The sequence below is a fragment of the Methanosarcina barkeri 3 genome, assembly GCF_000970305.1.
Taxonomy (GTDB): domain Archaea; phylum Halobacteriota; class Methanosarcinia; order Methanosarcinales; family Methanosarcinaceae; genus Methanosarcina; species Methanosarcina barkeri_A.
Genome location: NZ_CP009517.1, coordinates 3,245,047 through 3,271,189, shown reverse-complemented (window position 1 = coordinate 3,271,189; position 26,143 = coordinate 3,245,047). Strand labels below are relative to the sequence as shown.

The following is a 26,143-nucleotide window of genomic DNA, read 5'->3' as shown; positions in this document are numbered from 1 at the left end:
AATCTCCTTAAAATCTCGTGATGAAAATTAAGTATAATGTATAGATAGGAAAAAACTTCATAGTATAAACAGATTGGGGAGAAATTGGTTGTAAAAAAGGAAGAAGGTACTGAAAATTTAGAGAATAGGTACAGGAAGGTTATCTGAAAAGGACAGTTAATGAAATTAACTGCAATCCAGCTGAATTAAAATTATGACCTTGCAAACCTGTATGACCTTGCAAACCTGTATGACCTTGCAAACCTGTATGACCTTGCAAACCTGTATGACCTTGAAAATCTGAGAAGAGTTTAATGGAAAAACTCTCTTTCAGATAGTATATATTATAATTAGATAAAAGTCTATATTTGAGCTATAGAAATTTCCAGAATTTTCACAAAAAGGCAAGATAATATAATAACATCCAAATATTTATATAATCACTCAGATTTTTGTATTATTGCATAGTGAACGGGCCTGCTCTGGACCACGTCTACAAGATCACACCCTAATAAACTACAAAAATTAACCATGAGAGGGTTACACCCGTTCACAATTTCTTCCACTTTTCGTTTGAGTACTTACTTAGCAGCTTTTACCTTATATTTTCAGAACTGCCGACCTTTCTCCAAAACCGGAAGTATTGATTTTTGAGTAAAACAAGTTGTTTTATGACGCGCTGGGATCCGGAAGTTTAGTTTTCCATATCAGTACTGTGAGGTTGGAAATGAAGTTTATTCCGAAAAATGAATCCTTAAAGCAGACTACAACATAAGTAGTAGATAAAGAAACTGAAGTAGGGTCTCCCTCATACCCTACCGCAGATCTTTAATGGAGGTTTTATGTTGTTTCAGATTTTTGCCATTTTTGGGTTTTTTGCCGTTTTTGGATTTTTTGCCGTCTTAGGATTTTTTGCCATTTTTCTTTAGTACTCCAGATTTACCGGTTTACTCGGTTACTGTGTCTTCTTCTAGAAATCCACCTTAGCTTTACGCTTGCCGATAAAAGTCTCTTTTTGATGTTTAACTCTGACATATCGGATTAATAATGGGGTTCATGATAGACATTCAGATTTAGGGATTATATCTCTGGTGTTGTAATGATGGAAATATAACACCGGAGTTACTCTAGCTGCAGACTTCTACCTGTAAATCAGGAGTACGGATTCTTATTACCGTACATCTAATATATATAATTTTCCCTAAATGAAATTACACATAACTCGATACATAAAGCCTAATTTCGGGGAGATCAAAAATTGACTATTTATATTTATCGTTTTTATCGTTTCTAAAAACAAGACAATAGTAACACTGGAATTAAAGAGATTGATACTTGATAGGAATGTAATTATATAAACAAAATATAGATATAAAAGCAAGAACACGGAAAGCAGGAGCATGAAAGTACAGGAAATGGGGATATTAATGAATCCTGTGAAGGTGATTTATAGATGGATGAGGAGTCGGAGGACTATGGAACTTTAAACGATAACTTCCAGACTGCAGGCAGTAAAAATAATGTAAGAGGAGAAGCTCTTCATGCAGCTCTGGAAAAAGAAGAAACTCTGAAAACGATGATCAATAACAGTCACATAGTGCTCTTTCTCTGGAAGAACGAAGATAAATGGCCTGTAGAGTTTGTTTCCGAGAACGTGGCTAAATTCGGATACACGGTAGAAGATTTCACTTCTGGCAGGATAATGTATAAGGATCTGATATACTCCGATGATCTCAAAGAGGTTGAAGAAGAATTCGAGAGAAAAGCAAAAAGTGGAGCTTCTGCGTTCAGCATGGAGTACAGAATTATAACAAAAGCAGGAGATATCCGATGGATAAACGAGAGGACTTTTATCCAGAGAGGACCAGACGGAGAGGCTACGCACTTTCAGGGTGTAGTGCTTGATATCACCAGGCGGAAAAAAGGCGAAGAAGAACTGGAAGAAACTCTTAAGATACAGAAAGTATTGACTACAGCAGTTAATAATAGTCCTGCAGTAGTCTTTCTTTGGAAGAATGAAAAGTACTGGCCTGCTGTCTTTGTATCAGATAATGTGGTACAGTTTGGATACACGGTTGATGACTTTCTATCACAGAAAATCCAGTATGGGAAAATCATACATCCTGATGACTTTAATAGAGTAGAAGAGAAGCTTGACAGGAGCATTCAGAAAGGTGAGGTAAGCTTCAACTCTGAGTACAGAATTTTTACAAAAACCGGAGATATGTTATGGGTAAACGAGAGAACCTTTATCCAGAGAGATATGGACGGAAGAGTAGTCTGCTTTCAGGGAATAGTACTGGATATAACCCGTAGAAAGAAAATTGAAAAAGCACTGAGGAAATCGTTAAAAACGCAGAAAATGCTGCAAAGTATAGTTAATAAAAGTTCGGCAGTAGCTTTTCTAAGGAAAAATGTAGAAAACTTTCCTGCAAATTTAGAAAATTGGCCTGTAGATTATATTTCTGAAAACGTAACGCAGTTTGGGTACTCAGCGGAAGACTTTCTTTCCGGAAAAATACTTTATGGGAATATAATTCATAGAGAAGACATTCAAGCTGTGGTCGAAAGCCTGGCACGCTCAGTAAGAGAAGGATACGATTCCTTCGAGATGGAATATAGAATTATTACAGGAGATGGCAGTATACGCTGGGTCGAAGACCGAACATTTATCCAGCGAGACCGTAAAGGCAAAGTCACTCGTTTTCAGGGAATAATCATAGATGTCACCGGGAGAAAAGAGGCTGAAAAAATGCTCGAGATCCAGAAGGAGCTGGGAGTATCCCTCAGTACTACCTGGAATCTTCAGACCATGCTTACTCAAATTCTTGATGCCTGCCTGAAGATAGAAGAGATCGATGCTGCAGGCATATACTTGAAAGATGAACTCCTGGATCAGATTAATCTGGTCGCACACAGGGGACTTTCTTCAGAATTCGTGAAAAATGTCTCGGTATATAGGGCAGATTCTCCAGAAGCTCGGCAGATCTGGACTGAGAAGCCAGTCTACAGGATGGACTTTTTTTCAGATAAAATGGCAGATTTAATCAGGAATGAAAAAATTACTGCAGTAGCCGTAATTCCTATGAAGCACAGAGGAGAAATCATAGGTAGCCTTAACTTTGCTTCTCACACTACAGATAGAATTCCCCAGAACGTACGCAGTTTTCTTGAGAGTGTGGCCTTCCAGGTAGTTAACTATATAGCTCCTGTCCGTATTGCGGCAGATTTTGGATAAACATCTTTTCATACGTGAAATCAACCTTATTGAAGTTAACCTGATCCTTACGAAACCCTTATTTAAATTAATTTTTATAATTAATTAAGGATTGAAAAGTGAGAAGATCTTGGGTCTATCCTATTTTCCAATTTTTGGAAAATATACAAACCTGCTTTAGTCATTTTTTGTCAGTTCGTTACTGGCGTTAATATAAGATCTTACACAGGATGGGGGATAAGATTGAAAGCGATAGTAGTCTATCTCAGTACTTCGGGGAATACGAAAGCTATGGCAGAAGCAATAGCTAACGGAATCGAGTCGAAACATGTGGACGCAAAAGCTATTAGTTTTTATGACGTAAAACTCGAGGATCTTAATGGCTCCGATGCAATTGCAGTCGGTTCATCGACCTTTTACTACAGGATGCTTCAGCCCATGGAAAAATTCATGGATGAGACTCTAGCTTCCACAAATCCTAAAGGAAAATTAGGAGCTGCTTTCGGGTCATACGGATGGAGCGGAGAAGCACCTATACTGATAGCCGAAAAAATGCGAGATATGGGAATGATTGTCATAGATCCCGTACTCAGGATACTGCACAAACCCACAGATAAGGACCTGCAGGAGTGCAAAAGGCTTGGAGTCGACATTGCCGAAAAGCTAAAGCATAAAAGCAAAACTCCACAACCACAGGGAACACCGAGTTAACCTTAGTTTTGAAAGCATAAGAACTTAACACTTAGCTTACTTCAAGTTCAGTAACCGCGAAAACACTGGATGGAAAGTCAACTTAATCTGTAGAAACCACCGAAGGTGCGGGAAATATCCAAAATTATACCCCTGTTTTTTAGCATCTTCAATTAACTTATTTCGCTTTCGAACTTTTGGAAAATCAATTCCTGAATTAGTTGAAAATCAGTTACTCTAACCTACATAAATCGCCCCTCTTTATCGAACAAAGTTATCCGAAAGTTTTCCGTCCTCCTGAGACGGAACTCGGGTGATGGAACTCGGGTGATGGAACTCGGGCAGTTCAGCCCTCTTGAGCGTAGCGAAAAGGGCCCCGTCCTCCCGAGACGGAACTCGGGTGACGGAACTCGGGTAACTCGGCCCTCTTGAGCGAACGAAACGAGCGAAAAGGGTCATATGCTCTCGAAGTGTAATTCGGACCGTCCTCCCGGGACTGAACTTGAGAATTATACCAGCAGGTTAACAGGATGAAGGGAAGCAGGTTCTACGTCGAGGTCGGCTACAGCTTCGGAAATTATTATGTCGCTCATGGCAGCCATAGGAAATACATAGGGTGCATACTCGATAGGTCCATAAAGAATGAAATCTCCGGCTGCTGCCTGCTGCAAGCAGGTTGAACCGACATCACAGATTTTATAGAGGACAGGGTCTTTCTCTTTTTTCTTACTCAGCCAGTTCCAGGCCGAGGGTGCGTTATGGATTCCCGAGCCTGTAGGGTGCCCCCATTTTGCTTTTGCAGTAATCGTCATCCTCAGGGCTACGCCTGCTCCGTTTCCCATAGGTGTCATGCTCGGATCTATAAGTTTGTTAATTATTCCGCACCTATCTGCAATTGAAAGTAATCCTTCTTCCAGCAAGCCTGCACCAGTTTCCAGCATCTCCATCCTTCCCTGCAAGGATGAGTCCGTTGCATTGAAGCCAAGAATAATCGAGCTGTCAATATCGGATAGAGCAAGAGCTTCAATTTCAGAATCGTTTATACTCATATTTATGGAGTTATATATTGCTTTGTCAGCAAGTCCGATCTCGCTAACATATTCTGCGGCATGGGAACGCACGGTTCCTTCGGGCGAGTCAATAAGAAAAGGAGCTTCTGAAATTTCGGCCACAAAGTCAATGTAACGGGTAACGCTTTCAGGGGTAGTGCCGAAAATGTGAATTATATGCGGGTTTCCTGTTTCTTCCGCACTTGCTTCCTGCAGATTTATAAGTTTTTCAGCAGCAGCCCGATCAAACAGGCCTCTTGCAACGTCTTTCACGATTTCATGCTTATCATAAAAGATAGTCCCTGCAAGCACGGTCGGAAGTTCTCCTGGCTGTCCACCTATCTTCACTCCTGCGATATTAACGATTTCCTGTTCTTTCTGAAACTTAAACATTTTTATACCCTCAAAATCTACAGGCCAGTATTTTGTTTCAAAACATGGTAATTTACGCTCGAATAATATACATTCGAAGTAGATCTCTTAATTGAAAATTAAAAATCCTTGGTAGAGCAGACAATTCCTGCAGCTGAGTCCATAACAAACTCTTCGGATACTATTATATCACCTGAACGCGGAAGCGTGAAAGTAGATTGTCTTTTCTTCTGAGAAATGGCTATAAGAGGTTCCTCCGGGTAAACTTCCCCTCGGTCCTTATATTTTCTCACAATTTTCATTATCTCCGTGAGGTCTGTCAGTCCTATCCTGTCAAGAAGTACTACCTGCTGCTGGAAGCGTTTGACTGCCTCTCTGGATATGTTTTCTATAAAAGGGATGGCTCCCTCAGAACCAATAATTCTTCCCTTTTTGTCAATCCCATTTGTATGGATTGCGAGCAGGGAATTACCTGCCAGGTGACCCCTGGATTCCGTCCCGCAGATAAGAATGTACCTGATATTGGAATTTGCGATGGTATTTACGATTATTTTTTCGACTCCCAAATTTTCAGTTTTTGAGCTACCCCATAGGGCCACTTCAGGTGAGGGATTTATCTGACTCGCAAGTGTTACCACTGCAATCCTGGATCTCGGATTTCCTACCGTGTAGTCGCCTTTTACTATCGGCCATGTACCCGCAATGGTTTTCAATAAATCACCTTTTGCCTTTCCTTGTTCAGGTGAGATAGTGCACTTGCAAGCATTATAGCTTTCGTAAAATGTCCACCTACCCTTGATGTATCTACAAAAACGTAATCATCCATGAGTACTGGAGCTCCAAGCCCGTCACCTCCACCCAGGAAAGCAATTGTCCTGAAGATAAGGTTTCCCGAAATTCCATCAGGGGCAACTATAAAGTTCGATTCTTTTATGGCATCTTCAATAAGAATTGTATAATGCTTAGCATTGATCCCTAGTTCAACAGCCCGCTTTGTCACGAATTCTCCATCTGCAAGAGTCCTGTCCACATGTTTGTTCCTTCCTATGTCTCCAATCCTGCCCCCCGACAGCACGCCGACCTTTGGTTCTATTCCAAATCTCTTTATATGTTCGGCACCGAGCGTTATCATCCTGAGTTTATCTGAAATAGTGTTTCCTTCGTCGATTCCTACAGGAGCGAGAAAAAAAGGCGTCCCATCAACCGTGAGGAGCAGGGCAAGCCGGCAGATTCTTTTCTTTCCTAGAGTCTCTCTTAGATGGGTCAGAGCTCCCGATGCTCTTGCAGTGCCTCTTATTGCTGCATCGACTTTTCTTGTAACCATAAGTTCCGCAAGAGTTTTTTCGGGCTCATCTGTGTCCACTACTTCTAGTTCTGTACCGATTTTATCAATTTCCTTCTTAATCCCTACCAGGACGACCTGTGCATATCCCAGTTCCTGAGCTTTCCAGGCACTTTCGAGCAGTTTGGGACTCGGATCCCTTATTCCCATAGCTACTCTGGCCCTGTTAGCCCTGGCTCTCACTTCGATAGCCTCAAGGAGGGCATCCATGCTATTCTTTTCCATATCCATCCTGACTGCTGTGTAAGATTTTAAGTAGTTCAAAGAAGTACAAACACGATCATTAATTAATTTTGTCCCCCGAGTTCCGTCTCGGGAGGACGGTGCCCTTTTCGCTCACTTCGTTCGCTCAAGAGGGCTGAATTACCCGAATTCCGTCTCGGGAGGACGGTGCCCTTTTCGCTCACTTCGTTCGCTCAAGAGGGCTGAATTACCCGAATTCCGTCTCGGGAGAGGACGGTGCCCTTTTCGCTCACTTCGTTCGCTCAAGAGGGCTGAATTACCCGAGTTCCGTCTTGGGAGAGGGCGGTGCCCTTTTCGCTCACTTCGTTCGCTCAAGAGGGCTGAAAACAGTGTAGTCAAATTGAGTTTTTTGTGCTAATGGTTGATTCTAAGTACTGGTGAGCTAAAACCAAGGGAATTACTGGTGATCAGGACGAAAGGACATATGAATACAGTTTTTCTGCTCAAAGTTGTTCTGGTGAGTGAAAGTATTATTTTATGAGAACAAAAAGACTTTAATTATATCTAAGTGCAAATTTGGAATTATCATTTAAAAATCGACAGCAGAAGATTGTGAAAACAAAAACTTTTCAATAGTTAAAAGATTAAAATGTATAGAGTTAAGAATGAGTTCCTTTTTTATTGGTATGGTTTAAGATGACGTTGGCAATTGAATGGGCTGAGAAATACCGCCCACAGACCCTTAAGGAGATTGTAGGGAACAAGAAGGCGGTGCAGGATTTGCGGACCTGGGCTGAGAAGTGGCTTTCAGGCATTCCAGAGAGAAGGGCAGTGATCCTTCATGGGCCTGCAGGAGTAGGGAAGACCTCTACTGCCCACGCTCTTGCTCGCGATCTGGGCTGGGAAGTCATCGAACTCAATGCAAGTGACCAGAGAACTGCAGGTGTTATTGAAAAAGTTGCAGGATCGGCAGCTTCAATGAATACCCTTTTTGGAGGAAAACGCCTGATTATCCTGGATGAAGCGGACAATCTTCACGGCACTTCAGATAGGGGTGGGATGAGGGCTATTGCAGGAATCATAAAGAGTACGCTTCAACCCATAGTGCTGATTGCAAACGATATTTATGAGTTGACTCCTACTATTCGAAATCTCTGTCTGGAAATAAAATTCGGATCCGTACAGAGCCGCTCTATGGTTCCTGCTTTGAAGAAGGTCTGTGAGAGCGAGGGAATTTTATGCAGCCTGGATGCAGTCCAGCAAATCGCCGAAGGTGCGGAAGGCGATCTGAGAAGTGCAATCAACGACCTTCAGGCTGCAGCTGCCGGAAGAAAAGCGCTGGAAGTTGAAGACATCGTCACTTCAGGCAGAGATGTCAAGGAAAACATCTTCAAGGCAATGCAGAGAATCTTTAAGAGCACAGACTGTAAAAAAGCCCTTGAAGCTGCTCGCGGGCTTGATGAAAGTCCTGAAGACCTTGTACACTGGATCGATGAAAACCTACCTCTTCAGTATGCTTCCAAGGATGGAAATCTTGAGGATGTCAAAACCGGCTTTGGTTATCTCTCCAGGGCTGATCTCTACCTCGGGCGCGTAAAAAAACGCCAGAACTATGGGATGTGGAGGTACGCGAGCATGTTGATGGTCTGCGGAGTTGCAGTTTCAAAGACAAGGCCCTACCCCGGATTTATCAAGTATCAGTCGCCTTCTCTCTGGAAGAGAATGGGGCAGATACGTTCAAAGCGAGACCTCAGGGATAATATAGCTGCTAAAATTGGAAAACACAGTTTCGAATCCATACGTTATTCAAGAAATATCCTGCTGGAGCTTTACTCTCGCATGTTAAAGAATGAAGAGTCTGCTATTGATATTACTGCAGGTCTCGGGCTTGAACTTGAAGAGTTGATATATCTCTCGGGAAGCACAAAAGCCAGTAAAAAGTTGCAGAAAATCTATGATAGGGCGCAGGAACTCCTCCTTGAAGGAAAAGAAGAACCCGATGGAACTGAGTTTTTCAGGGTTCCTGCTCCATCATCAGGTAATAGTAAAGAAGATCGTTCTGGCTCCTCGGTTAAGGCTCCTAAGGAAAAATTTGAGAAGCGTTCTGAGAGTCTCGACGTTCCCGACTCCAGGACTTCCAAGGTCGGGCAGAAGACTCTCACTTTTGGTTTTGAGATTTTACCTGAGACTCCTTCGGAAAATAACATTTCTTTGGAAAATGACACTTCTTTGGAAAATGACACTTCTTTGGAAAATAACACTTCTTTAGAAAATAACACTTCCGATATTCCTAAACCTGTTTCCCTGATACCTGATACTTCTACGTCTGATGGTGGTTTTACTTCCGATATTCTTATGCCGAAACAGCATCAGGTAGAGATTGACGGGATCAAGCTCACATCTGATAGCCTTACATCCAGTTCACCTGAACACGATAATCTTAAGGTTGAGAATTCTTCATCCCTATCTGAATCTTTTGAGAAGGATGTCTTTTCTAACTCTGAACCGATAGAAAACACCATCTCTTCTGAATTAACCAGGTCCGGGGAATCTATAAAGGAATCTGTAAACTGCGATGTCTTTATTAAAAAAATTTCAGACATATCTGAAAAACCTGAGGTTAAAACTAGCGAGGTTCCTAAAAAAGTCGAGCCGAAAACACAAAAAACGCTTTTCGACTTCTAATTTTCTGGTCTCGTTTATTTTTTAATTTCCTTTATTTTTTCTTACTTTTTTTATTTCAGAAGCGAGTTCACTTTTTCTAGCTACTTTACTTGCGTCATATCACTTTTCCAGGTTATGCGGTAGATACAAAAGAAATTTATATGCAAATTTAGACGAGTTAGTATAAATTGACAGAAAAGTTTTCTGAACTGCATAAACAGGTAAAACAAACTGAGAAAAGTTTGTGAGCGGGCTGGAGAGTTTGGGGAATAGTTGGGGGAAATAGTTGGGGGATATTGTTTTGGGGGTTATACTATGGAAAAGAGACCCGCTCACTCGACATGAATACCTATTCATCTTATAAATAACTTTTCATTTCTATAGTATATAGTTTATAATTCAAAGCTTATATTTATTTTCTTCTAACTAGAAATTTTGTTCTGAATTAAAGGCCTATAATACCATCGAGTGAAGTTAAGACTCGAACCTGTTCAACTCCACTTTTCTTTATCTTTTTATACTAAATAAGTTACTTTTTCTAAATGAGTCTCCAGAACTATTTTCATGGCCAGAAATCTAGATTTTTTTTCTAGTCTGTACAATAGAAATATATAATTTAGATCTTTGCAACTGATTCCCTAAATATATTTTTCTATTTGATGAGAATAAGATGAGCGGGTTGGGGAGTATGAATTGGGGTGTTGGGTGTTGGGGTTATCATATAAAAGAAAGACCCGCTCACAAGTTACTTCATGTCAATCCCCTATAAATATCTTTTGCTGAGTTTTTCTAATGGTTCAAAATTATGTCATCTTTGTGTATAATAAGAGTAAGCAAGGAGGTTAATAACATACTATTCTAAATTTTATACTTTACAATAATTATATATTCGCTAACAAATATAATTTAAGAAAATAGTCTTATTAGATATTAGAATTATCCAATATAAGAATGTATGAAAATAAATAAACTAAAGGAAACTTATATTAACAAAAGTGATACTATGATCACATTTATATCATCCATTACAGCCATATTATTATATAACGTAATAGTAGTCTTATTTAATTAAACTTAAAATTTATTTGATGAAATAGGGTTTTATTTTATGTAATAACTGATTTTCAGATAGGCTCTGGTTTTCTCTCCTAACAAAAGAGATATATATAACTAGTGACATTTTGGTCTTGCTCTTAGAGCGATTTTATAAATGTAGGCAAAAAGGGCTCGTGGTCTAGTCGGTCATGACATCGCCTTTACACGGCGGGGATCCTGAGTTCGAATCTCAGCGGGCCCATTCACTTTCTTTTCTTTATTTTCTGTTCTAAGAGTTTATTAAGCTTTTTTTAATGGTCTAAGCTTTTTCCACCCTCTAATTTTCAATCTCTATTGATATGTGCAGATATAGTACACTAACCAATATCTAATACCTTTAGTCGGGAAAATGACATGCATATTGAAGTTTGTGTTGGGCACCTTACCAAATTTTATGATATGTCAATTGTCATAAAAACAGAAGGACATTTGAATAGTTACTACACGGTAGACTATAATAGAATATAGACTATAATAGAATACTGTGTAAAATATAGAAAAAGGGACAAGACTTAGTTCCAAAGGAATAAGTAGAATATTTAACTTTCTTCAACAGTTATGGATACTATGAGCACAATACCAAGTTCTGCTGTAATGGTATCTGGAATTCCGGTTGTATACGTTAACGTTTAACACTATGTTATCACAATTTTCGATTGCGTTTTTAAAATAAAATCTCTTGTCGCCCTTTTCAGGCTAATTAAAACTTTCTTGCCGGTTTCTGACTAAAAAATACCTTGTTGGACAGGTTGAAAAACAAGTTTTCCTTCCTTTGATACTGGAATAGGAAATATCATAACACTCATTTGATTCAGTTCTCTACATGAGAGGCTTGTTGCTACTTTGACCTCACAACCATAAAGGTACTTTGACACATCTCACCAATCTACTTGATCCTATAAATGCCATGAGCGAATAAACCCATAATTACAAAAACGAGAAAGCTATAAACCAGCAGAGTATTTCTTTCCATCACTTATCCTGCCTGATGTCTTTATAATGAAATTAACTTTTATATGTCTTATACTTTCAGGATAACCATCCTTTAGCTAAATTATCCATTAGTTGTTTAAATTTTTTAAAGAATATTAGCGTACCTATTTACGCAACTTCTCAGTTTTGTTTTCTATGGGTTGAGTGCCTAGCATATATCCTTTTTGACTCAAATTTTATTTGAAATAACTAACCAGGAGCAGTTGCCGATTTTTTTTGCAATTCTCCTTTTTCTCTAGCCATAAAAGGGAACTCGTCAGTTTAAATCTTTTTTCTTTATAACTTGGCATTATATATAGTACTGAAATTGTTATATAGAAAGGAGAACGATAAAGATTTAGAATCTTTGTTACCTACAAAAAGATATGCTTTAATATTTTTAAAGCGTACTACTTACAAAGATTATTTTATATCTATCGTGGGGGAGGAGTCAGTATTAAGAGAAGGAGCAGGACTGATATTGCAGTAGATATTTTAAGAGTAGCAATGAACGGAGCAAAGAAAACTCATATTGTATACGAAGTTAATTTAAACTTTAATATTGCCCAGAAATACCTTGAAATGTTAAAAGAAAAAGAGCTCATCAGACACGAAAATGGACTTTTTATCACTACTGACAAAGGAAAAGTCTTTCAGGAAATGGCTAAGGAACTCAAGCTCTAAGCGGTTTTATCTTTTTTCACCTTTTATTAAATTTTCCCATTCTTTCCTATTTTCGATTTTCCAGTCTACTATCCTAAAATTATACTTGAAATATCCTTGAAATCGACTTTTTCTGTATCCATCTTTAAATTGCTCTTGTATGGAACTCAGTCCAAAGATCAGTAGATGATCTAGAGCCTGAATAGTCGTTCAGTACTAATATTACGAAATTATAATGCCAGATCGTATATATAAAATCAGGTTGGAAACATATATACTATGAAGATGAAGGTATTTTTGAACTTTATACTAAAAATCACATAGTTGCGGAGTACTCAAGCGTCTGTTGACATATTAACAGTCATTTTAAAGAGTCTGATGTTGAAAGTGAGGAGATATTCAAGAAAAATCTAATTTATATAAACTTAAAAGACTTTCTGAGAATACAAACAAGGCAAGTGAATGGGGTTTATAAGCCTGACAGCTATGTTTTCGTTTTTCAAGAATTTCCGAACACTTTTACTGAGATGGGGGTATTATTTTGACGGATACGGAAAAGACAACGATAAAATTAAAAGTTGCAGAATCCGATCAACGGGATGTTGGAAAAGGCATTGTCCGAATAGGTGAAAATTTCAGGGAAAGGCTGGACCTCAATCCCTTTGATGTTGTGGAAATAAGAGGGGGAAAATCGACTTCAGCCCTCATAGGACGCCTATACCCAAGTGATTCGGGACTTGAGATTATACGTATGGATGGACTTATCCGCACTAATGCAAAAACCAGTATCGGAGAACATGTAAATATTCGTAAAGCTGAGTGGAAAGAAGCAAAGAGTGTAACTCTTGCACCTGTAGCTAAGGGCATGCAGATCTATGCGCCGAGTGAAACCCTTAAAGCTATATTTATGAACCGTACGGTTTCAAAGGGTGATTTTATTTCCACTACAAGTTTAAGGAAATTGAAGGAAACGGAGACTTTTGGCAAAGAAGTTATGTTCGAAGATTTCTTCCAGGACTTTTTCGGTGAGGGCTTCGTGCCATCTTTCGGGCTTGGAGAAATAAAATTGCAGGTAGTTTCTACTTTTCCATCTGGGATAGTAAAAATTACAGACTTTACTCAAGTTGAGCTTTTGCCTGAAGCAATCGAAGTAACTCCTGAACATAATATTTCTACTGTTATGTACGAAGATCTGGGTGGACTGAAAGAAGCCATCGGGAAAGTCAGGGAAATGATAGAGTTGCCTTTGAAGCATCCTGAGCTTTTTGACAGGCTAGGAATCGATGCTCCAAAAGGGGTATTGCTCCATGGTCCGCCCGGAACGGGAAAAACAATGCTTGCAAAAGCAGTTGCCAATGAATCCGATGCTTACTTTATTTCTATCAATGGCCCTGAGATTATGTCCAAATATTACGGCGAATCCGAAAGGGCTATAAGGGAAATTTTCGAGAACGCAGAAAAGAATGCCCCTGCAATTATCTTCCTGGATGAGATTGACTCCATTGCCCCTAAAAGGGCTGAGGTAACAGGAGAGGTCGAAAGGAGAGTAGTTGCTCAACTTCTCTCCCTTATGGACGGACTTAAAGTTCGCAAGAATGTAATTGTTATAGGGTCAACTAATCGTCCTGAAGCCCTGGATATAGCGCTCCGTCGCCCTGGCAGGTTTGACCGAGAAATTGAACTTAGAGTCCCTGACACTGATGGAAGGTTAGAAATTTTCCAGATCCATACCAGGGGAATGCCTCTTGCCGAAGACGTAAATCTCATGGATTTTGCTCAAATCACGTATGGGTTCGTGGGAGCTGATATTGCTGCTCTGTGCAGGGAGGCAGCTATGAGTGCACTACGGTGGGTTTTGCCTAAAATCGATCTCAATGAACCTGAAATTCCGGTTGAAATTCTGGACTCTCTTCAGGTAACAAGAGAGGATTTTGAAAATGCTCTCAAAGATGTCCGGCCTTCAGCAATAAGGGAAATCCTGATTGAAGTGCCAGCTGTCAGCTGGGACGACATCGGTGGCCTGGAAGAATTAAAAAAGCTCCTTAAAGAGGTAGTGGAATGGCCTCTTAAGAGTCCGGAATCTTACAGGGATATCGGGGTTGAGGCTCCCAAAGGAGTCCTTCTATACGGCCCCCCGGGTACGGGAAAGACTCTGCTTGCAAAAGCAATAGCCCACGAATCTGATGCTAATTTTATTGCAGCCAAGGGAAGTGATCTGCTTTCCAAATGGTACGGAGAATCCGAAAAAAGGATTTCTGAGGTCTTTACACGGGCAAGGCAGGTAGCTCCTTCAATTATTTTTCTTGACGAACTTGACTCGCTTGCACCCGTTCGCGGAGCCTATGCAGGTGAGCCACAGGTTACGGCAAGAATCCTTAATCAGCTTCTCTCCGAAATGGACGGGCTTGAAGAGCTTAGGGCTGTAGTAGTAATTGGCGCAACGAATCGTCCTGACGTCATTGACCCTGCACTTATTCGACCAGGGCGCTTTGATGAACTGATCCTTGTTCCGGTTCCTGATGAGGGAGCTCGCATGGAGATCTTTAAGGTCCACACTGAAAAAATGACACTTTCTGAGGATGTTGATCTCGAAAAGCTTGTTTCTATGACCAATCAGTATACAGGTGCAGATATTGCAGCCGTGTGTAAAAAGGCAGGAAGGCTTGCTTTACGTGAAGACCTTCACGCTAAAGAGGTGAAGCAGAAACACTTCCTTAAAGCAGCAACAGAAACCAGTCCTTCAGTGACATCGGACACAATGAAATATTACGAAGCTATAAAAGGCGAACTCCGAACAAGGAAATCTAAGGAGATTGAGAATCTCTCTTACATTTGAGTAAAAACACTAAGAATGAAGTTTTACCTTATTTTCATTTTTCCTGTTCTTCTACCAATTCTGGTTTTGTTTTTATTTGCCGACTTCCGACTTTCCGTTCTTTTACTAACTTCTGATTTTCCACTAATTTATAAATTTTTTACCCTGTATATTTATTAACTCTTATTCTCCTATTGATTTGTTGAATCGCTATTTTGCTAACTTCTACTATCTTCTTTTTCCTTACATGCTAATAATTTTTAATCAATGTGTCTGTGTTAACTGATCTTCAAAATCAAGTATTTTTTTAATTTCTCCTTTTTACCCAGTTATGTAAAGGGTTTTTTTGAGAATAATTCTCTCAGTTTAATATTGTCTATATTTAAACTTCACAAATTATGTTAACCAATGATATTATATATAATAATTACTATCAGTAATATACATGCAGCTTCCAACACCCGAAGGTCTTAAAAAAAGAAGAAATGAACTCGGGCTTACCCAGAGCGATCTGGCTAAAAGGGCAGGAGTAAGTCAGCCCCTTATAGCTCGTATAGAATCGGGAGATGTAGATCCCAGGCTTTCAACTGTCAGGAAAATCCTTGACGCTTTTGAGGAAGTTGAGAAGGAACAGCAGATTATTATAATAGATCTGATGCATTCCCCTGTAATTCATGTTTCTCCAGGCGATTCTGTGGAAGAAGTAGTAAACTTGATGCAGAAGCATGGTTTCTCACAGGTTCCCGTACTTGATAAGGGCATTCCGGTTGGAAGTGTTTCCGAAGATATGATAGTGAAATTGATGGCCGAAAATAAGAAAAAATCAATTTCCCAGTTGAAAGTTTCTGAGATAATGGGAGAGGCTTTCCCAACAGTGTCTCCAGGCATTTCTATCTCAGTTGTGTCGCATATGCTGGAAGGAAATCCTGCCGTACTGGTAGTAGAAAAAGGAGCAGTTATCGGCGTCGTGACAAAACATGATGTAATGACGCTTCTACAGGGCCAATAACCAAAATCCGTTCTCTTTGTTGAACGGTATATCTAATAGAGCATGAAAAGCACATCAATTATATACTAGAATTCAATTAAACCTGATCTCTAAATCGGACTAATGTTTAACCGTCCAACGTAAATTAACTAATAAGTCCTGTGGCAAACTCTCTGAATAAGGTACTGCCGGGCTTTCGAACATGCCGTATCACAATGATATTACTCTGAATTATTTCAGATGTGCAGTACTTTCATACTGCAGAATTAGTGTAAAACACTAAACAGAAGCACAAAAATCTAACTAACTAACTAACTAAATAAATAAATAAATAAATAAATAAATAAAAATGGAAGTACTAAAATCATTTTACAGATAGAATATAAAAATAAATTAAATTTAAATAAATTAATTAAATCAAAAAAATAAAATTGAATTAATGTCAAACTTTAAAAATGTGGAGTATAAGATATATGGATCTGGAAGATACCCTTCTTATGATGCCTGGTCCCGTAGCTGTTACACCCAGAGTCCTTAGAGCCATGTCAAAACCGATGATCAACCACCGAAGTGCGGAATTTGCCGGAATCTATACCGATTGCAGGGAAATTCTTTCAAGCGTTTTCCAGGCAAAGAATGATCTCTTCGTGCTAAGTGGTTCGGGAACTGCAGGAATGGAAGCTGCAACCAGGGTCCTTGATAGAGCCTGAAAAAGATAAAGTTATAGATTTAGACACAGGTAGAACAATATCTATCGGATCTTTTCATGAAAGCCCTGAAAAGATTTTAACCGAAATTCTGATTTACATGCCCACAATAGGAATTGCAGATACCACATTCGCACGTTATGATATGGGGCGTGCGGCAATTGACGAGATACAAAAAAACGTATCTGTAAAAATCAAAAGAGTTACCGTGCCAGGGATAAAGGACCTTCCTGTCGCAGCCAAAAAACTTATTGAAGAAGAAGGGTGCGATATCGTTATGGCTCTTGGCATGCCTGGAGCTAAGGAACAGGACAAAATCTGTGCTCATGAAGCTTCTCAGGGCATTATTATGGCACAGCTCATGACCAATACTCATATTATCGAAGTCTTTGTCCATGAAAATGAAGGAAAGGATGAGAAAGAACTTGCTTTCCTAATGGACAGAAGGACCCGGGAGCATGCTTTAAACGTAATAAAGTTGCTCTTCAAGCCTGAAAAGCTAATTCGAGAAGCCGGTACCGGTCAAAGGCAAGGCTTTGAGGACGCAGGCTCATTAAGATCGTGAATTAATTTATGTAAAAAACAAGACTGGAGACCTTATCAGATGACTATCAGCCTAGGATTTGTTGTAGCTGAATTTAACAGGGATCTGACCTATCAGATGGAACTGCTTGGAAGAGAACACGCGGAATTCCTGGGGGCAACAGTTAAAGAGACAATTCTTGTCCCAGGGGTCTTTGATATGCCCCTTGCGATTAAGAAGCTTTGCCAGAGGGATGACATCGATGCCGTGGTTACTATAGGATCTGTAATCGAAGGTGAGACTGACCATGACCAGGTGGTTATGCAGCATGCTGCAAGGAAGATCATGGATCTTTCTCTTGAGTTCAATAAGCCTGTAACTCTCGGAATTCCAGGCCCAGGTATGACTCGCATGGCTGCTCATGAACGTGTGGACTATGCAAAGCGAGCCGTTGAAGCCGCAGTAAAATTGGTACGGCGGCTGTGAATTTTATAATATCTGAATAAACTAGCGAATTTATATACCAGGACCATCCCTATGTCATCCGCAAGGCTCAAGCGTGTAGAAGAATCCGCAACGATAAGGATCTCCAATATTGCGACAAGAATGATTAAAGAGGGTACAGACGTAATCAATTTCAGCCTTGGTGAACCTGATTTCAATACCCCTAAGAATATCTGCGATGCTGCGGCAAAGGCTATGTATGAGGGAAAAACTCACTATGCTCCTTCTGGAGGTATCCCTGAACTAAGAGCAGCCATTGCCGAAAAATTGAGGACGGAAAACAACCTCGATGTAACTGAGACAGGTGTTCTTGTCACCCCAGGAGCAAAACAGGGAATTTTTGAGGTAATGATGGGCGTTCTCGATGATGGGGACCAGGCTCTCCTGTTTAACCCTGCATGGGTAACTTATGATGCATGCATACGTTTTGCAGGCGCGGAAACTGTCTGGGTTCCGACAGTCCCTGAAAAAGGTTTTATTCCTGACAATTTTGAAGAGTACATCACTGATAAAACCAAGCTCATTGTTGTAAATAGTCCGGGAAATCCGACAGGTGGAGTATTCGGGAAAAAGACTTTGCAATGTATTGCAGATCTTGCAATTGACCATGACCTCATAGTGGTCTCAGATGAGATTTATGAGAAAATTATCTATGACAGAGAGCATATCAGCATTGGCAGCTTTGATGGGATGCAGGAGAGAACTGTCACAGTAAACGGTTTTTCCAAGGCATATGCCATGACGGGCTGGAGACTCGGCTACCTGACTGCTCCTCCTGAGATTCTCAAACTTCTACTTAAAATTCAGTCTCATTCCGTGAGCAGTGCGACTACATTTGTTCAGTATGGTGGGCTTGAAGCCCTTCAGGGTCCTCAGGACAGCGTTAAAGCAATGGTTGACCGTTTCAAAGTGCGCCGTGATGTCCTTATTGACGGCCTGAACAAAATGGGGCTTGAATGTAAAAAGCCCGATGGAGCTTTCTATGCTTTTGCTAATGTCAGTGAGTATGGAAACGGGACTCAGGTGGCAGAACAACTGCTGAAAGAAGCTCAGGTGGCAGTTACGCCTGGAATTGCTTTTGGTTCGTCTGGCGAGGACTTTGTCAGGATTTCCTATGCAACATCTATTGACCGAATCAGGGAAGCTCTTGAGAGACTTGAAAAAGTATTTTCCTGAATAAATCCAGTAAATTATCTTTCTGAAAAGAGGTATAAACAAAGAATAACAGGTATCAATCGAATATGAAATGGTATGGGCAGATTTACCCATACCGTTTAAGTACCTCTTTTATGATTGCACCTGTGCTGCAAAGTGGGCATTGTTTCGAAAGTGGAATTCTTACCACATTTGCAGGAAGCCCTCTTTTGCCAAGTTCTTTTTCCAGAATTTCGGCGTCAAAACGCTGGTCGTAACCCAGGGCAATTATATCTGGCCTGATTTGCTTCAGAGGTTCAAACATATCTTTTTCGCTACCAAGAAGCGCCTTATCGACTATCCCGAGTGCACTTACCATCTCCAGCCGTTGCTCCTCGGGCACAATTGGTTTTGGCTTGTGAGTTACATTTGAATCTCTCGCAACAATAACGAAAAGTTCATCTCCCAGAGTTCTGGCCTGGGCCAGAAAATAAATATGTCCGGGGTGGAGAAGGTCAAAAGTCCCGGTAGCAAGTATACGTGTCAACAGATCACCTTGCCTCGGGTATATCCTGTAAGCATAAGAAACTTACTGAAATTGACTTGCCTGGAACCTGAAAAGAACTCGTATTGTTCAAACTGTATACCGCATGAACTGTTATAATCTACTCATAGTTCGACTCAGTATTAAGAGAGTTTTCCAATTATCGCAAGTAATATATATAGCCCATAATTATGAATATTATTTATTGGACTAAGGGCATAAATCTGATAATCTGAAAACAAATCAAGTTCAAGCATAGCTTTTTGCGTCTTCGGACAGGGCTATTACCGTTAACATTATCACAAGTAATATATATTTATAATAAATATTACAATCCATATAATTCTGCAAAAAGAGGAGACCCCCAATGGTTAAAAAATCGGTTCATGAGATTAATAGGAAAATTGAAGATGGAAGCGTCAATGTAGTGACAGCTGAAGAAATGGTCACAATTGTTGAGGAATTTGGCGCGGAAGAAGCTGCTAAAGAGGTAGATGTAGTTACTACAGGCACATTCGGAGCTATGTGTTCATCCGGCTTAATGCTTAACCTGGGGCATTCCGAACCTCCCATAAAAATCCAAAAGATCTGGTTCAACAATGTAGAAGCATATAGCGGACTGGCAGCTGTAGACGCTTACCTGGGGGCTGCCCAGATTTCAGATACACGGGGAATCCAGTATGGTGGAGCTCATGTTATTGAAGACCTCTTGAGAGGTAAAGAAATCGATGTTCATGCCACTTCATATGGGACAGACTGTTATCCGAGGAAAGTACTTGATACGATAATTACTCTTGAAGACCTTAATGAAGCTATTCTTCTTAACCCTAGAAACGCTTACCAGAAATATGCAGCAGCAACTAATAGTTCCAAAAGGATCCTGAACACTTATATGGGTGAACTTTTGCCTAGTTTTGGAAATGTGACTTATTCCGGGGCAGGTGTACTCTCTCCTCTCTCAAACGACCCGAATTATGAAACTATAGGCATGGGAACAAGGATCTTTATGGGAGGAACCCAGGGTTATGTTATAGGAAACGGAACTCAGCATTCTCCGTCCTCCGGTTTTGGAACTCTCATGCTTAAAGGTAACCTGAAGGAGATGAACCCTGACTACTTGAGAGCTGCTTCCTTTACCGGGTACGGAGCTACTCTTTACATGGGAATCGGAATCCCTATCCCTATCCTTAACGAAAAACTTGCTGCCGCAACTGCAGTCCGTGATGAGGATATTGTAACCACGATTCAGGATTATGCTGTGGGAAGCCGGGACAAGCCTGTTATTAGAAAGATAAATTATGCTGAACTGAGGTCAGGCTCGGTACAGATTAACGGAAAAGATGTGCCCACTTCTTCCCTCTCCAGTTTCAAGAACGCGAGAAAGATCGCAAATGAATTAAAGGAATGGGTTAAGCATGGGAAATTCTTTGTCAGCATGCCTGTGGAAAGATTGTATGCTGAGGGGTTTGCCAAACCCATGAAAGAGACCCAGGCCGTACCTCTGGTAAAAGATGTGATGTCAAGTTTTATTGTGACAATCAAAAGAGATCAAACTGTCCAGGACGCTGCAAAGAAAATCTGGGAAAATTCTTTCAATCATCTGGCTGTGACTTCGGATACTGGCGAACTAGTTGGGATCCTAACCGCCTGGGATATCTCGAAAGCCGTTGCAGAAAACTGCTTTGATTCGGTAGAGAGCGTTATGACGAAAAAGGTTCTGACCTGTGCTCCGAACGAGCCCGTGGACCTTGCAGCAAGGCGGCTGGATCGTTATGGTGTATCTGCAATGCCAGTAATTGACGCTCAGAGACAGGTTCTCGGAATAATAACAAGTGACAATATCAGCAAACTTCTTGCAAGGAGGTACTGAACGTGAAAATCAAGATTACCATTCCTACCGACAGAATCCATAACCCTATCATTTCCGAGTCAATAGTCGAAACAGGTATCCTGATTAATATAATGGTTGCAAATATCGATTCAACCTATGGGGAACTGATAGCGGACGTGAGCGATCTCAGGTTCGATAAAATCAAAAATGCTCTGGAATCGAGAGGAGCTATAGTTTCCATTCTAGACCAGCCTATTCACAGGGACGAGGAAGAATGTATCAATTGTGGAGCCTGTATTTCAGTCTGCCCTATGAATGTGTATTCTTTTGACAACTCCTGGAGTGTTCAGTTAGATGAAAAGAAATGCATCCAATGCGGTGTGTGCATTAAGATGTGTCCGCATGGAGCTTTGAAACTGGGAGAGTGAAGAAAGGGTATACCTAATTACAACTATTTCCTTGACAATAATCTGTTTATTTTTCCTTCCTTTTTTAGTTCCCTTTTCCCCTTTTTTTACTTCTTTTTCTCTTTTCTTTTTCTTTTTTCCTAATTTTTCCCTCTTTTTCTTCCCTCTTTTCCTCAATTTTTCCTTTATTTTTAGTTCTTTATTTCCTGTCTTCAGTGCTTTTTGTTCCACTTAACTGTATATCCAGGTTTAGATGTGGATACTGATTTCTACTTTGAAACTCCCGTTATTTATACATTGAAACAAATAATTACAATTTATCTGATAGAAAATCGGATAGACATTAAATGAGAAGGCATCAGAACTGAACATTAGCAGTTTCTCAAACACTTTCTCAAAGGTCTCTTCGCTAATCTTTTCCCTCTTTTTTATATTCTTGGGGAAAAGTCATTCGAACTTTTATCTACAACGAAAGAGAAAGATGATGACAACAATTCTTACAGTCATTAAATAGGGGGTATGTTATGAAGATCCTCGTACTCTATTCAGGCGAACTTGGTAAAAAAGTTATTCAGAACCTGATTAATCCTGGAAATTTCTGCGTGTCCTGCGGAGAACTCTGCAACCATTGCAGGCAGGCCAGAAAGTCATATGCGAACTTGATCGTAGGAATTCATGAATTTCCTCAAGACCTGCCCTCGTTTATAGAAGAGCCCGAGCAGTACATGCCTCCAAAACTTCCGGAGTGCGACCTTATACTTGCTATTGGCATTCACCCAGACCTTCTTACAGCCCTTCCGGATGTTGTGAAGAAAACGAAGGCCAAAGCCGTAATCGCACCTGCTGAAGACTCTAAGAAAACCCCTGCCGGAATACTTGAACAGCTTAAAAAAGAGCTTGAAGCTATTGGAGTTGAGTTTGAAGGTCCAAAGCCTTTTTGTGCTCTTGAGAAAACCGGAAAGCCCGTTATAGATGCATTTGTTGACCTTGGTTTCGGAAAGCCTGTGCTCAGAATTGAAATGAGCCCTGACGGAAAGATGTTTACTGGTGCAGGTGTTCTCAGGGACGCTCCATGCGGCTCTACCTGGTTTGTGGCAAAAAAACTCGGCTGGACTGACACTGCCGAATATAAGGAAACCATCTCAGGTGCTCATCACTCCTATCCCTGTACTGCCAGCATGGACAAAGACCCTCAACTCGGGGACACTATCCTTCACAAAGCCGGGTATATTATCAGGGAAGCTGTTGAAGACGGAATTGAATGTGCAAAAAAGGAAAAAGCCCGATTGTCTGCAGTGTGCGTGGATGACATCTCAAGTTCCAGCTTTTGAAAGTGATACCCTGAGAAGTTTTTAAAAATATTCTGAAAAATATGTCCTGACTAAAAAACCGAAGTTCCTTATCCTGAATCCGATAGAAATATTATAAACGTGAACTATAGTTCTTCAGCTAATTGAGTTTGAAACCTAATAGAAGCCTAATATTAACAATCTCAGAAAGTAAACTTTTAGAAAAAAGACTTTAGAACTGAAATGCAGTTAATTTTGACGGACTTATATATTCCGTAATTATTAAGCTAAAAGCATTAAAGGATTGGGATTAAATCCCCAAGGTTAACACTTTCTTTTCCCTTTAATGCGTTTAGTTACAATAAATGCACCTGTTGGAGCAAGTACCTGAAGCGTACTTTAGCAGGTGGGACATTTGAGTTTCAGTGTAACAGTTGCACAATCGGTTTTTCCATCCTTTCCTTTTATACAGTATTTGAAACTGTCAGTGCAAGTACCACATTTTTTAGAGCAACATGTCGATGATGCTTTGTAGCAGAATGCGCCGTTACTCTTCATCGTCACTGTACCACCCAGTTTGGTCTTGATAGTCCCTGTGTTTGTAACTTTAAGGTTGCATCCCTGGTCATTCTTCAGTACAGTATCATAATTGAAGCAATAAACAGTATTTGGACATTTTTTAAGTTGAAATGAGTATGTGTCGTTTATTGAATTTGTTGTTTTACTACTGCATGCGGCTGCTCCTGTCATAGACATGACAAAAAAGACTAATGTGAAAATAGAGATTGCTTTAAACATATTTCGCATTACTGTTCCTCCGTGTTTTTACTTATTACATTTTATTTTCGGGGGGGTCTCATTTTATCTGAGAACACCCATAATCGAAACTCACTGGGAAATATTAGGATATAAACATACTTATTTTTTTAAGTGTAAATAAAAATAGAAAAACAAAATTAAAACTTGATAAAACTTTATCCTAAAAATAGAAGAACCATAAAACTTTTAATAACTATAACTGGATTTGACATCTCCAAGAATAAATATGTAAGACATTTGACGAGTTCATGCCTTACAATGCCTTATATTAACTCTTTATGTAAAAAAATATTAACATTTAGAAGTTATTTTACGTAAATTCGGGATATTAGAGTTTTTTATAACTTTATAATGGCAGATTTGTTCCATTTTTTTAAAAGAAAGCCTGTTATTTGTACATAAGATTTCATTTTTCTCTCCGAAATTTTCCCCAATTCTAAAACTCCTCACTTATTCGCCCTCACAAAATTCCACACTTCTTCGCTGCAAGATGATGCTTATAGGGTTACATTTCGTTATCTGCTCACTCGTTTATCTGCTCGCCTGTTGAACTGAATAATCAATAGAATAAAACTTTAACTGCTTAAGGCATAATTTGATTATAACGCCTTTGTACTTGATTTCACTTCCAGAAGGCGTAAAGTCCTCTTAAGTCTCTTATCTTCTTCAGGTTGAACTGGAGGTAAATGTATGAATGTTTACATTCAGATGTACCTATAGCTTGAAAACTCATGTATCAGGGCATATCTATTAATATATGAGGTACTGCAACAATTATAAAATAGAAAATCTTGTTTTCAGTTTCAATTAAGAGGTGAACCATGAAGCCAAAGATAGATTCTACGAGTTTTGGTTCGATTACTGTAAACGGAGAGACTTTTAAATATGATATACTTATTCGCCTCAATGGACAGGTAGAAAAAAGAGAGAAAGGGCTATCAAAGGAGCTCTACGGAACTTCCCACAAAATCTCGCTTGATGAAGCAAAGCACATTTATGAAGAAGGGACAGAAAAAATCATTATTGGAACCGGGCAGACAGGATTCGTTAAATTGTCTGAGGAAGCTGAAGATTTCTTTACGAGCAAAAAATGTGGAATAGAACTTTTTCCGACACCCTGGGCAATTGAAAGATGGAATGAACTTGAAGGCAGGATCACTGCCATGTTCCATATAACATGTTAAGTCATATAACTTTCAGATGTAAACAGATATATGGAGGCCAGAAAAGTATAAATATTTTAAAAGATTGGTTCCGATTAATATAGTCCTTCCACATTGAGTCCCTCTTCAAGTACAATTTTTTCTTCCTGCACCTTCATATCCTGTTCCGTTGTGTACTTTCTACCTTCCTTTGGTTTAATTTCTTTTATATTTATGTCCATCTGGGGGAATGGAATTTCAATTCCTTCTTTCGTATAAGCGTCAAATATTCCTGTAACAAGGTCATTCTTTACGGTTCCCATTTCTTCTGTTTTTGCCCAGGCCCTGAGCTGTAAATTTATCGAGGAGTTGGCGAGTTCAGTGGTTACGACTGCAGGCTCGGGTTCCTTAAGGACAAGAGGGTGCGTTTTCATTAGATTGAATGCTATTCCTGTAGCCTTTTCGAGGCTTGAGGAGTAACTTATTCCTATATCAACCGAAACTCTTCTTGTAGGCATCCGTGTCATATTAACAATAGAACTTCCCCAGACAAGCTTGTTCGGAACTGTTATGAGCTGGTTGTCAAGTGTCAGGAGTTCGGTTGACATAATCCCTACGGATCTCACTTTTCCTGTCTGTCCGTTTACGGTTACAGTCTCTCCCATGTCAATAGGCCTGATTGCGGCAACACATACTCCGGCAGTCAAGTTTGTGAAGGTGTCCTGCAGGCCAAGTCCGAGAACAATGCCTATTGCTGCAGAAACTCCTAATACATAACTATCCACATCAAAATTCAAACTCTTCAGGAAAATAAGAATAATAATTACATAAAGGAGGATACTTAAAAAATGGGTGAGAAATTGAACAGTGAGATCCGGAATCCTTGTTTTCTGTAGTCCTCTTCTGAAAACATGAATAATATACTTTGATAAAATAAACCCCATAACGAGCAATATTAATGCGAAAATCAGCCTGGATACCGTTATCTCGGTATATGGAATTACCTGCTTCATTATTGTCTCAAAGCTCATTTTTACCTTCCTTATTTTTACCTTCCTTCTTATCTTTGTGGAGAAGCTCAAAAGCAACTCTCATGTAACTTCTCCAATATAACTTATTAACACTATTACTTCTTAAAAGTAGAACTTACGAACAGTAGGACTCATAGAGATAGGACTTGCGAAAAGTAGGACTTATAAAGAATAGAACTTGTG

Annotated in this window: 22 protein-coding genes, 1 tRNA gene and 1 pseudogene; 15 read left to right on the top strand and 9 right to left on the bottom strand. The window is 39.8% G+C overall.

Features of this window, described 5'->3' with window-relative positions; genetic code table 11:
- Window positions 1–1,432: 1,432 nt before the first annotated feature.
- Both MSBR3_RS13290 and MSBR3_RS13285 read left to right on the top strand, forming a co-directional pair.
- Entirely contained in the window at window positions 1,433–3,217 is a 1,785-nt protein-coding gene (locus MSBR3_RS13290) for a PAS domain-containing protein (RefSeq protein ID WP_048108733.1), read from the top strand.
- Between the two features lie 222 nt (window positions 3,218–3,439).
- Window positions 3,440–3,907, top strand: coding sequence for a flavodoxin domain-containing protein (locus MSBR3_RS13285; RefSeq protein WP_048108732.1), 468 nt, complete (start codon window positions 3,440–3,442; stop codon window positions 3,905–3,907).
- 240 nt (window positions 3,908–4,147) lie between these two features.
- Here the strand turns inward: MSBR3_RS13285 and MSBR3_RS13280 are convergent, their stop codons facing one another.
- The 5 genes from MSBR3_RS13280 to MSBR3_RS20415 all read right to left on the bottom strand — a co-directional run bounded on the left by MSBR3_RS13280 (window position 4,148) and on the right by MSBR3_RS20415 (window position 7,207).
- Window positions 4,148–4,345: a hypothetical protein gene (locus MSBR3_RS13280; RefSeq protein WP_048108731.1), complete on the bottom strand. Its 198-nt coding sequence runs from the start codon at window positions 4,343–4,345 to the stop codon at window positions 4,148–4,150.
- A gap of 50 nt (window positions 4,346–4,395) precedes the next feature.
- Entirely contained in the window at window positions 4,396–5,328 is a 933-nt protein-coding gene (gene mtrH / locus MSBR3_RS13275; protein ID WP_048108729.1) for a tetrahydromethanopterin S-methyltransferase subunit H, read from the bottom strand.
- A 98-nt stretch (window positions 5,329–5,426) separates the two neighbouring features.
- Window positions 5,427–6,020 carry a tetrahydromethanopterin S-methyltransferase subunit A gene (locus MSBR3_RS13270; RefSeq protein WP_080942306.1) on the bottom strand — a complete coding sequence of 198 codons (594 nt, stop codon included), beginning with the start codon at window positions 6,018–6,020 and terminating at the stop codon, window positions 5,427–5,429.
- Window positions 6,017–6,874 (bottom strand): methanogenesis marker protein Mmp4/MtxX, encoded by an 858-nt coding sequence (gene mtxX / locus MSBR3_RS13265; RefSeq protein ID WP_048108727.1) that lies wholly within the window; start codon window positions 6,872–6,874, stop codon window positions 6,017–6,019. Before mtxX ends, MSBR3_RS13270 begins: the two co-directional genes overlap by 4 nt.
- Window positions 6,875–7,012: 138 nt before the next feature.
- Complete coding sequence (locus tag MSBR3_RS20415; RefSeq protein WP_155396819.1) at window positions 7,013–7,207, bottom strand: hypothetical protein; 195 nt, start codon at window positions 7,205–7,207, stop codon at window positions 7,013–7,015.
- A 321-nt stretch (window positions 7,208–7,528) separates the two neighbouring features.
- Here MSBR3_RS20415 and MSBR3_RS13260 point away from each other — a divergent pair, with 321 nt between their 5' ends.
- The 9 genes and pseudogenes from MSBR3_RS13260 (at window position 7,529) to MSBR3_RS13220 (ending at window position 18,939) form a co-directional block, all read left to right on the top strand.
- Window positions 7,529–9,517 (top strand): replication factor C large subunit, encoded by a 1,989-nt coding sequence (locus tag MSBR3_RS13260; protein WP_048108725.1) that lies wholly within the window; start codon window positions 7,529–7,531, stop codon window positions 9,515–9,517.
- Between the two features lie 1,202 nt (window positions 9,518–10,719).
- Window positions 10,720–10,793 (top strand) — tRNA-Val (locus MSBR3_RS13255).
- A gap of 1,277 nt (window positions 10,794–12,070) precedes the next feature.
- Window positions 12,071–12,247: a winged helix-turn-helix domain-containing protein gene (locus tag MSBR3_RS13250; protein ID WP_230627482.1), complete on the top strand. Its 177-nt coding sequence runs from the start codon at window positions 12,071–12,073 to the stop codon at window positions 12,245–12,247.
- Window positions 12,248–12,767: 520 nt separating this feature from the next.
- Complete coding sequence (locus MSBR3_RS13245; protein ID WP_048108721.1) at window positions 12,768–15,062, top strand: CDC48 family AAA ATPase; 2,295 nt, start codon at window positions 12,768–12,770, stop codon at window positions 15,060–15,062.
- 424 nt (window positions 15,063–15,486) lie between these two features.
- Window positions 15,487–16,050, top strand: coding sequence for a CBS domain-containing protein (locus MSBR3_RS13240; protein WP_048108720.1), 564 nt, complete (start codon window positions 15,487–15,489; stop codon window positions 16,048–16,050).
- A 452-nt stretch (window positions 16,051–16,502) separates the two neighbouring features.
- Window positions 16,503–16,715, top strand: a pseudogene (locus MSBR3_RS13235) (aminotransferase); the annotation flags it as partial.
- A 121-nt stretch (window positions 16,716–16,836) separates the two neighbouring features.
- A complete protein-coding gene (gene ribC, locus MSBR3_RS13230; RefSeq protein WP_048110518.1) occupies window positions 16,837–17,301 on the top strand; it encodes a riboflavin synthase in 465 nt (154 codons plus the stop codon).
- A 39-nt stretch (window positions 17,302–17,340) separates the two neighbouring features.
- Window positions 17,341–17,745 (top strand): 6,7-dimethyl-8-ribityllumazine synthase, encoded by a 405-nt coding sequence (ribH, locus tag MSBR3_RS13225; protein WP_048108716.1) that lies wholly within the window; start codon window positions 17,341–17,343, stop codon window positions 17,743–17,745.
- 51 nt (window positions 17,746–17,796) lie between these two features.
- Window positions 17,797–18,939, top strand: a complete 1,143-nt coding sequence (locus tag MSBR3_RS13220) for a pyridoxal phosphate-dependent aminotransferase (protein ID WP_048108714.1) — start codon at window positions 17,797–17,799, stop codon at window positions 18,937–18,939.
- Between the two features lie 85 nt (window positions 18,940–19,024).
- Here MSBR3_RS13220 and MSBR3_RS13215 read toward each other — a convergent pair whose 3' ends face one another.
- Window positions 19,025–19,468 (bottom strand): FAD synthase family protein, encoded by a 444-nt coding sequence (locus MSBR3_RS13215; protein ID WP_048108712.1) that lies wholly within the window; start codon window positions 19,466–19,468, stop codon window positions 19,025–19,027.
- Between the two features lie 340 nt (window positions 19,469–19,808).
- On the opposite strand from MSBR3_RS13215, the gene MSBR3_RS13210 reads away from it, so the two are divergent.
- On the top strand, window positions 19,809–21,311 hold the full coding sequence (locus MSBR3_RS13210) for an L-aspartate semialdehyde sulfurtransferase (RefSeq protein ID WP_048108710.1): 1,503 nt from the start codon (window positions 19,809–19,811) through the stop codon (window positions 21,309–21,311).
- A gap of 2 nt (window positions 21,312–21,313) precedes the next feature.
- Entirely contained in the window at window positions 21,314–21,700 is a 387-nt protein-coding gene (locus MSBR3_RS19535; protein WP_080942305.1) for a 4Fe-4S binding protein, read from the top strand.
- On the opposite strand, the gene MSBR3_RS20410 is transcribed toward MSBR3_RS19535, so the two are convergent.
- Window positions 21,623–21,910, bottom strand: a complete 288-nt coding sequence (locus tag MSBR3_RS20410) for a hypothetical protein (RefSeq protein ID WP_048108708.1) — start codon at window positions 21,908–21,910, stop codon at window positions 21,623–21,625. The genes MSBR3_RS19535 and MSBR3_RS20410 overlap by 78 nt on opposite strands.
- Window positions 21,911–22,203: 293 nt before the next feature.
- Between MSBR3_RS20410 and MSBR3_RS13200 the strand changes: the two genes are divergently transcribed.
- Complete coding sequence (locus MSBR3_RS13200) at window positions 22,204–23,010, top strand: DUF166 domain-containing protein (RefSeq protein WP_048108706.1); 807 nt, start codon at window positions 22,204–22,206, stop codon at window positions 23,008–23,010.
- 357 nt (window positions 23,011–23,367) lie between these two features.
- Here MSBR3_RS13200 and MSBR3_RS13195 read toward each other — a convergent pair whose 3' ends face one another.
- Entirely contained in the window at window positions 23,368–23,775 is a 408-nt protein-coding gene (locus MSBR3_RS13195) for an Ig-like domain-containing protein (RefSeq protein WP_048108705.1), read from the bottom strand.
- Between the two features lie 833 nt (window positions 23,776–24,608).
- Between MSBR3_RS13195 and MSBR3_RS13190 the strand changes: the two genes are divergently transcribed.
- Entirely contained in the window at window positions 24,609–24,971 is a 363-nt protein-coding gene (locus MSBR3_RS13190; RefSeq protein WP_048108703.1) for an Mth938-like domain-containing protein, read from the top strand.
- A gap of 74 nt (window positions 24,972–25,045) precedes the next feature.
- Here MSBR3_RS13190 and MSBR3_RS13185 read toward each other — a convergent pair whose 3' ends face one another.
- Window positions 25,046–25,960, bottom strand: coding sequence for a mechanosensitive ion channel family protein (locus tag MSBR3_RS13185; RefSeq protein ID WP_048110516.1), 915 nt, complete (start codon window positions 25,958–25,960; stop codon window positions 25,046–25,048).
- Between the last annotated feature and the right edge of the window lie 183 nt (window positions 25,961–26,143).

Excerpts from the sequence above, each read along its gene's own strand:
- MSBR3_RS13290 (WP_048108733.1), top strand. The coding sequence starts at position 1,433 with ATGGATGAGGAGTCGGAGGACTATGGAACTTTAAACGATAACTTCCAG.
- MSBR3_RS13280 (WP_048108731.1), bottom strand. The coding sequence starts at position 4,345 with ATGACCCTTTTCGCTCGTTTCGTTCGCTCAAGAGGGCCGAGTTACCCG.
- mtrH (WP_048108729.1), bottom strand. The coding sequence starts at position 5,328 with ATGTTTAAGTTTCAGAAAGAACAGGAAATCGTTAATATCGCAGGAGTG.
- mtxX (WP_048108727.1), bottom strand. The coding sequence starts at position 6,874 with ATGGAAAAGAATAGCATGGATGCCCTCCTTGAGGCTATCGAAGTGAGA.
- MSBR3_RS13260 (WP_048108725.1), top strand. The coding sequence starts at position 7,529 with ATGACGTTGGCAATTGAATGGGCTGAGAAATACCGCCCACAGACCCTT.
- MSBR3_RS13250 (WP_230627482.1), top strand. The coding sequence starts at position 12,071 with ATGAACGGAGCAAAGAAAACTCATATTGTATACGAAGTTAATTTAAAC.
- MSBR3_RS13240 (WP_048108720.1), top strand. The coding sequence starts at position 15,487 with ATGCAGCTTCCAACACCCGAAGGTCTTAAAAAAAGAAGAAATGAACTC.
- ribC (WP_048110518.1), top strand. The coding sequence starts at position 16,837 with ATGCCCACAATAGGAATTGCAGATACCACATTCGCACGTTATGATATG.
- ribH (WP_048108716.1), top strand. The coding sequence starts at position 17,341 with ATGACTATCAGCCTAGGATTTGTTGTAGCTGAATTTAACAGGGATCTG.
- MSBR3_RS13220 (WP_048108714.1), top strand. The coding sequence starts at position 17,797 with ATGTCATCCGCAAGGCTCAAGCGTGTAGAAGAATCCGCAACGATAAGG.
- MSBR3_RS13210 (WP_048108710.1), top strand. The coding sequence starts at position 19,809 with ATGGTTAAAAAATCGGTTCATGAGATTAATAGGAAAATTGAAGATGGA.
- MSBR3_RS13200 (WP_048108706.1), top strand. The coding sequence starts at position 22,204 with ATGAAGATCCTCGTACTCTATTCAGGCGAACTTGGTAAAAAAGTTATT.
- MSBR3_RS13195 (WP_048108705.1), bottom strand. The coding sequence starts at position 23,775 with ATGCGAAATATGTTTAAAGCAATCTCTATTTTCACATTAGTCTTTTTT.
- MSBR3_RS13190 (WP_048108703.1), top strand. The coding sequence starts at position 24,609 with ATGAAGCCAAAGATAGATTCTACGAGTTTTGGTTCGATTACTGTAAAC.
- MSBR3_RS13185 (WP_048110516.1), bottom strand. The coding sequence starts at position 25,960 with ATGAGCTTTGAGACAATAATGAAGCAGGTAATTCCATATACCGAGATA.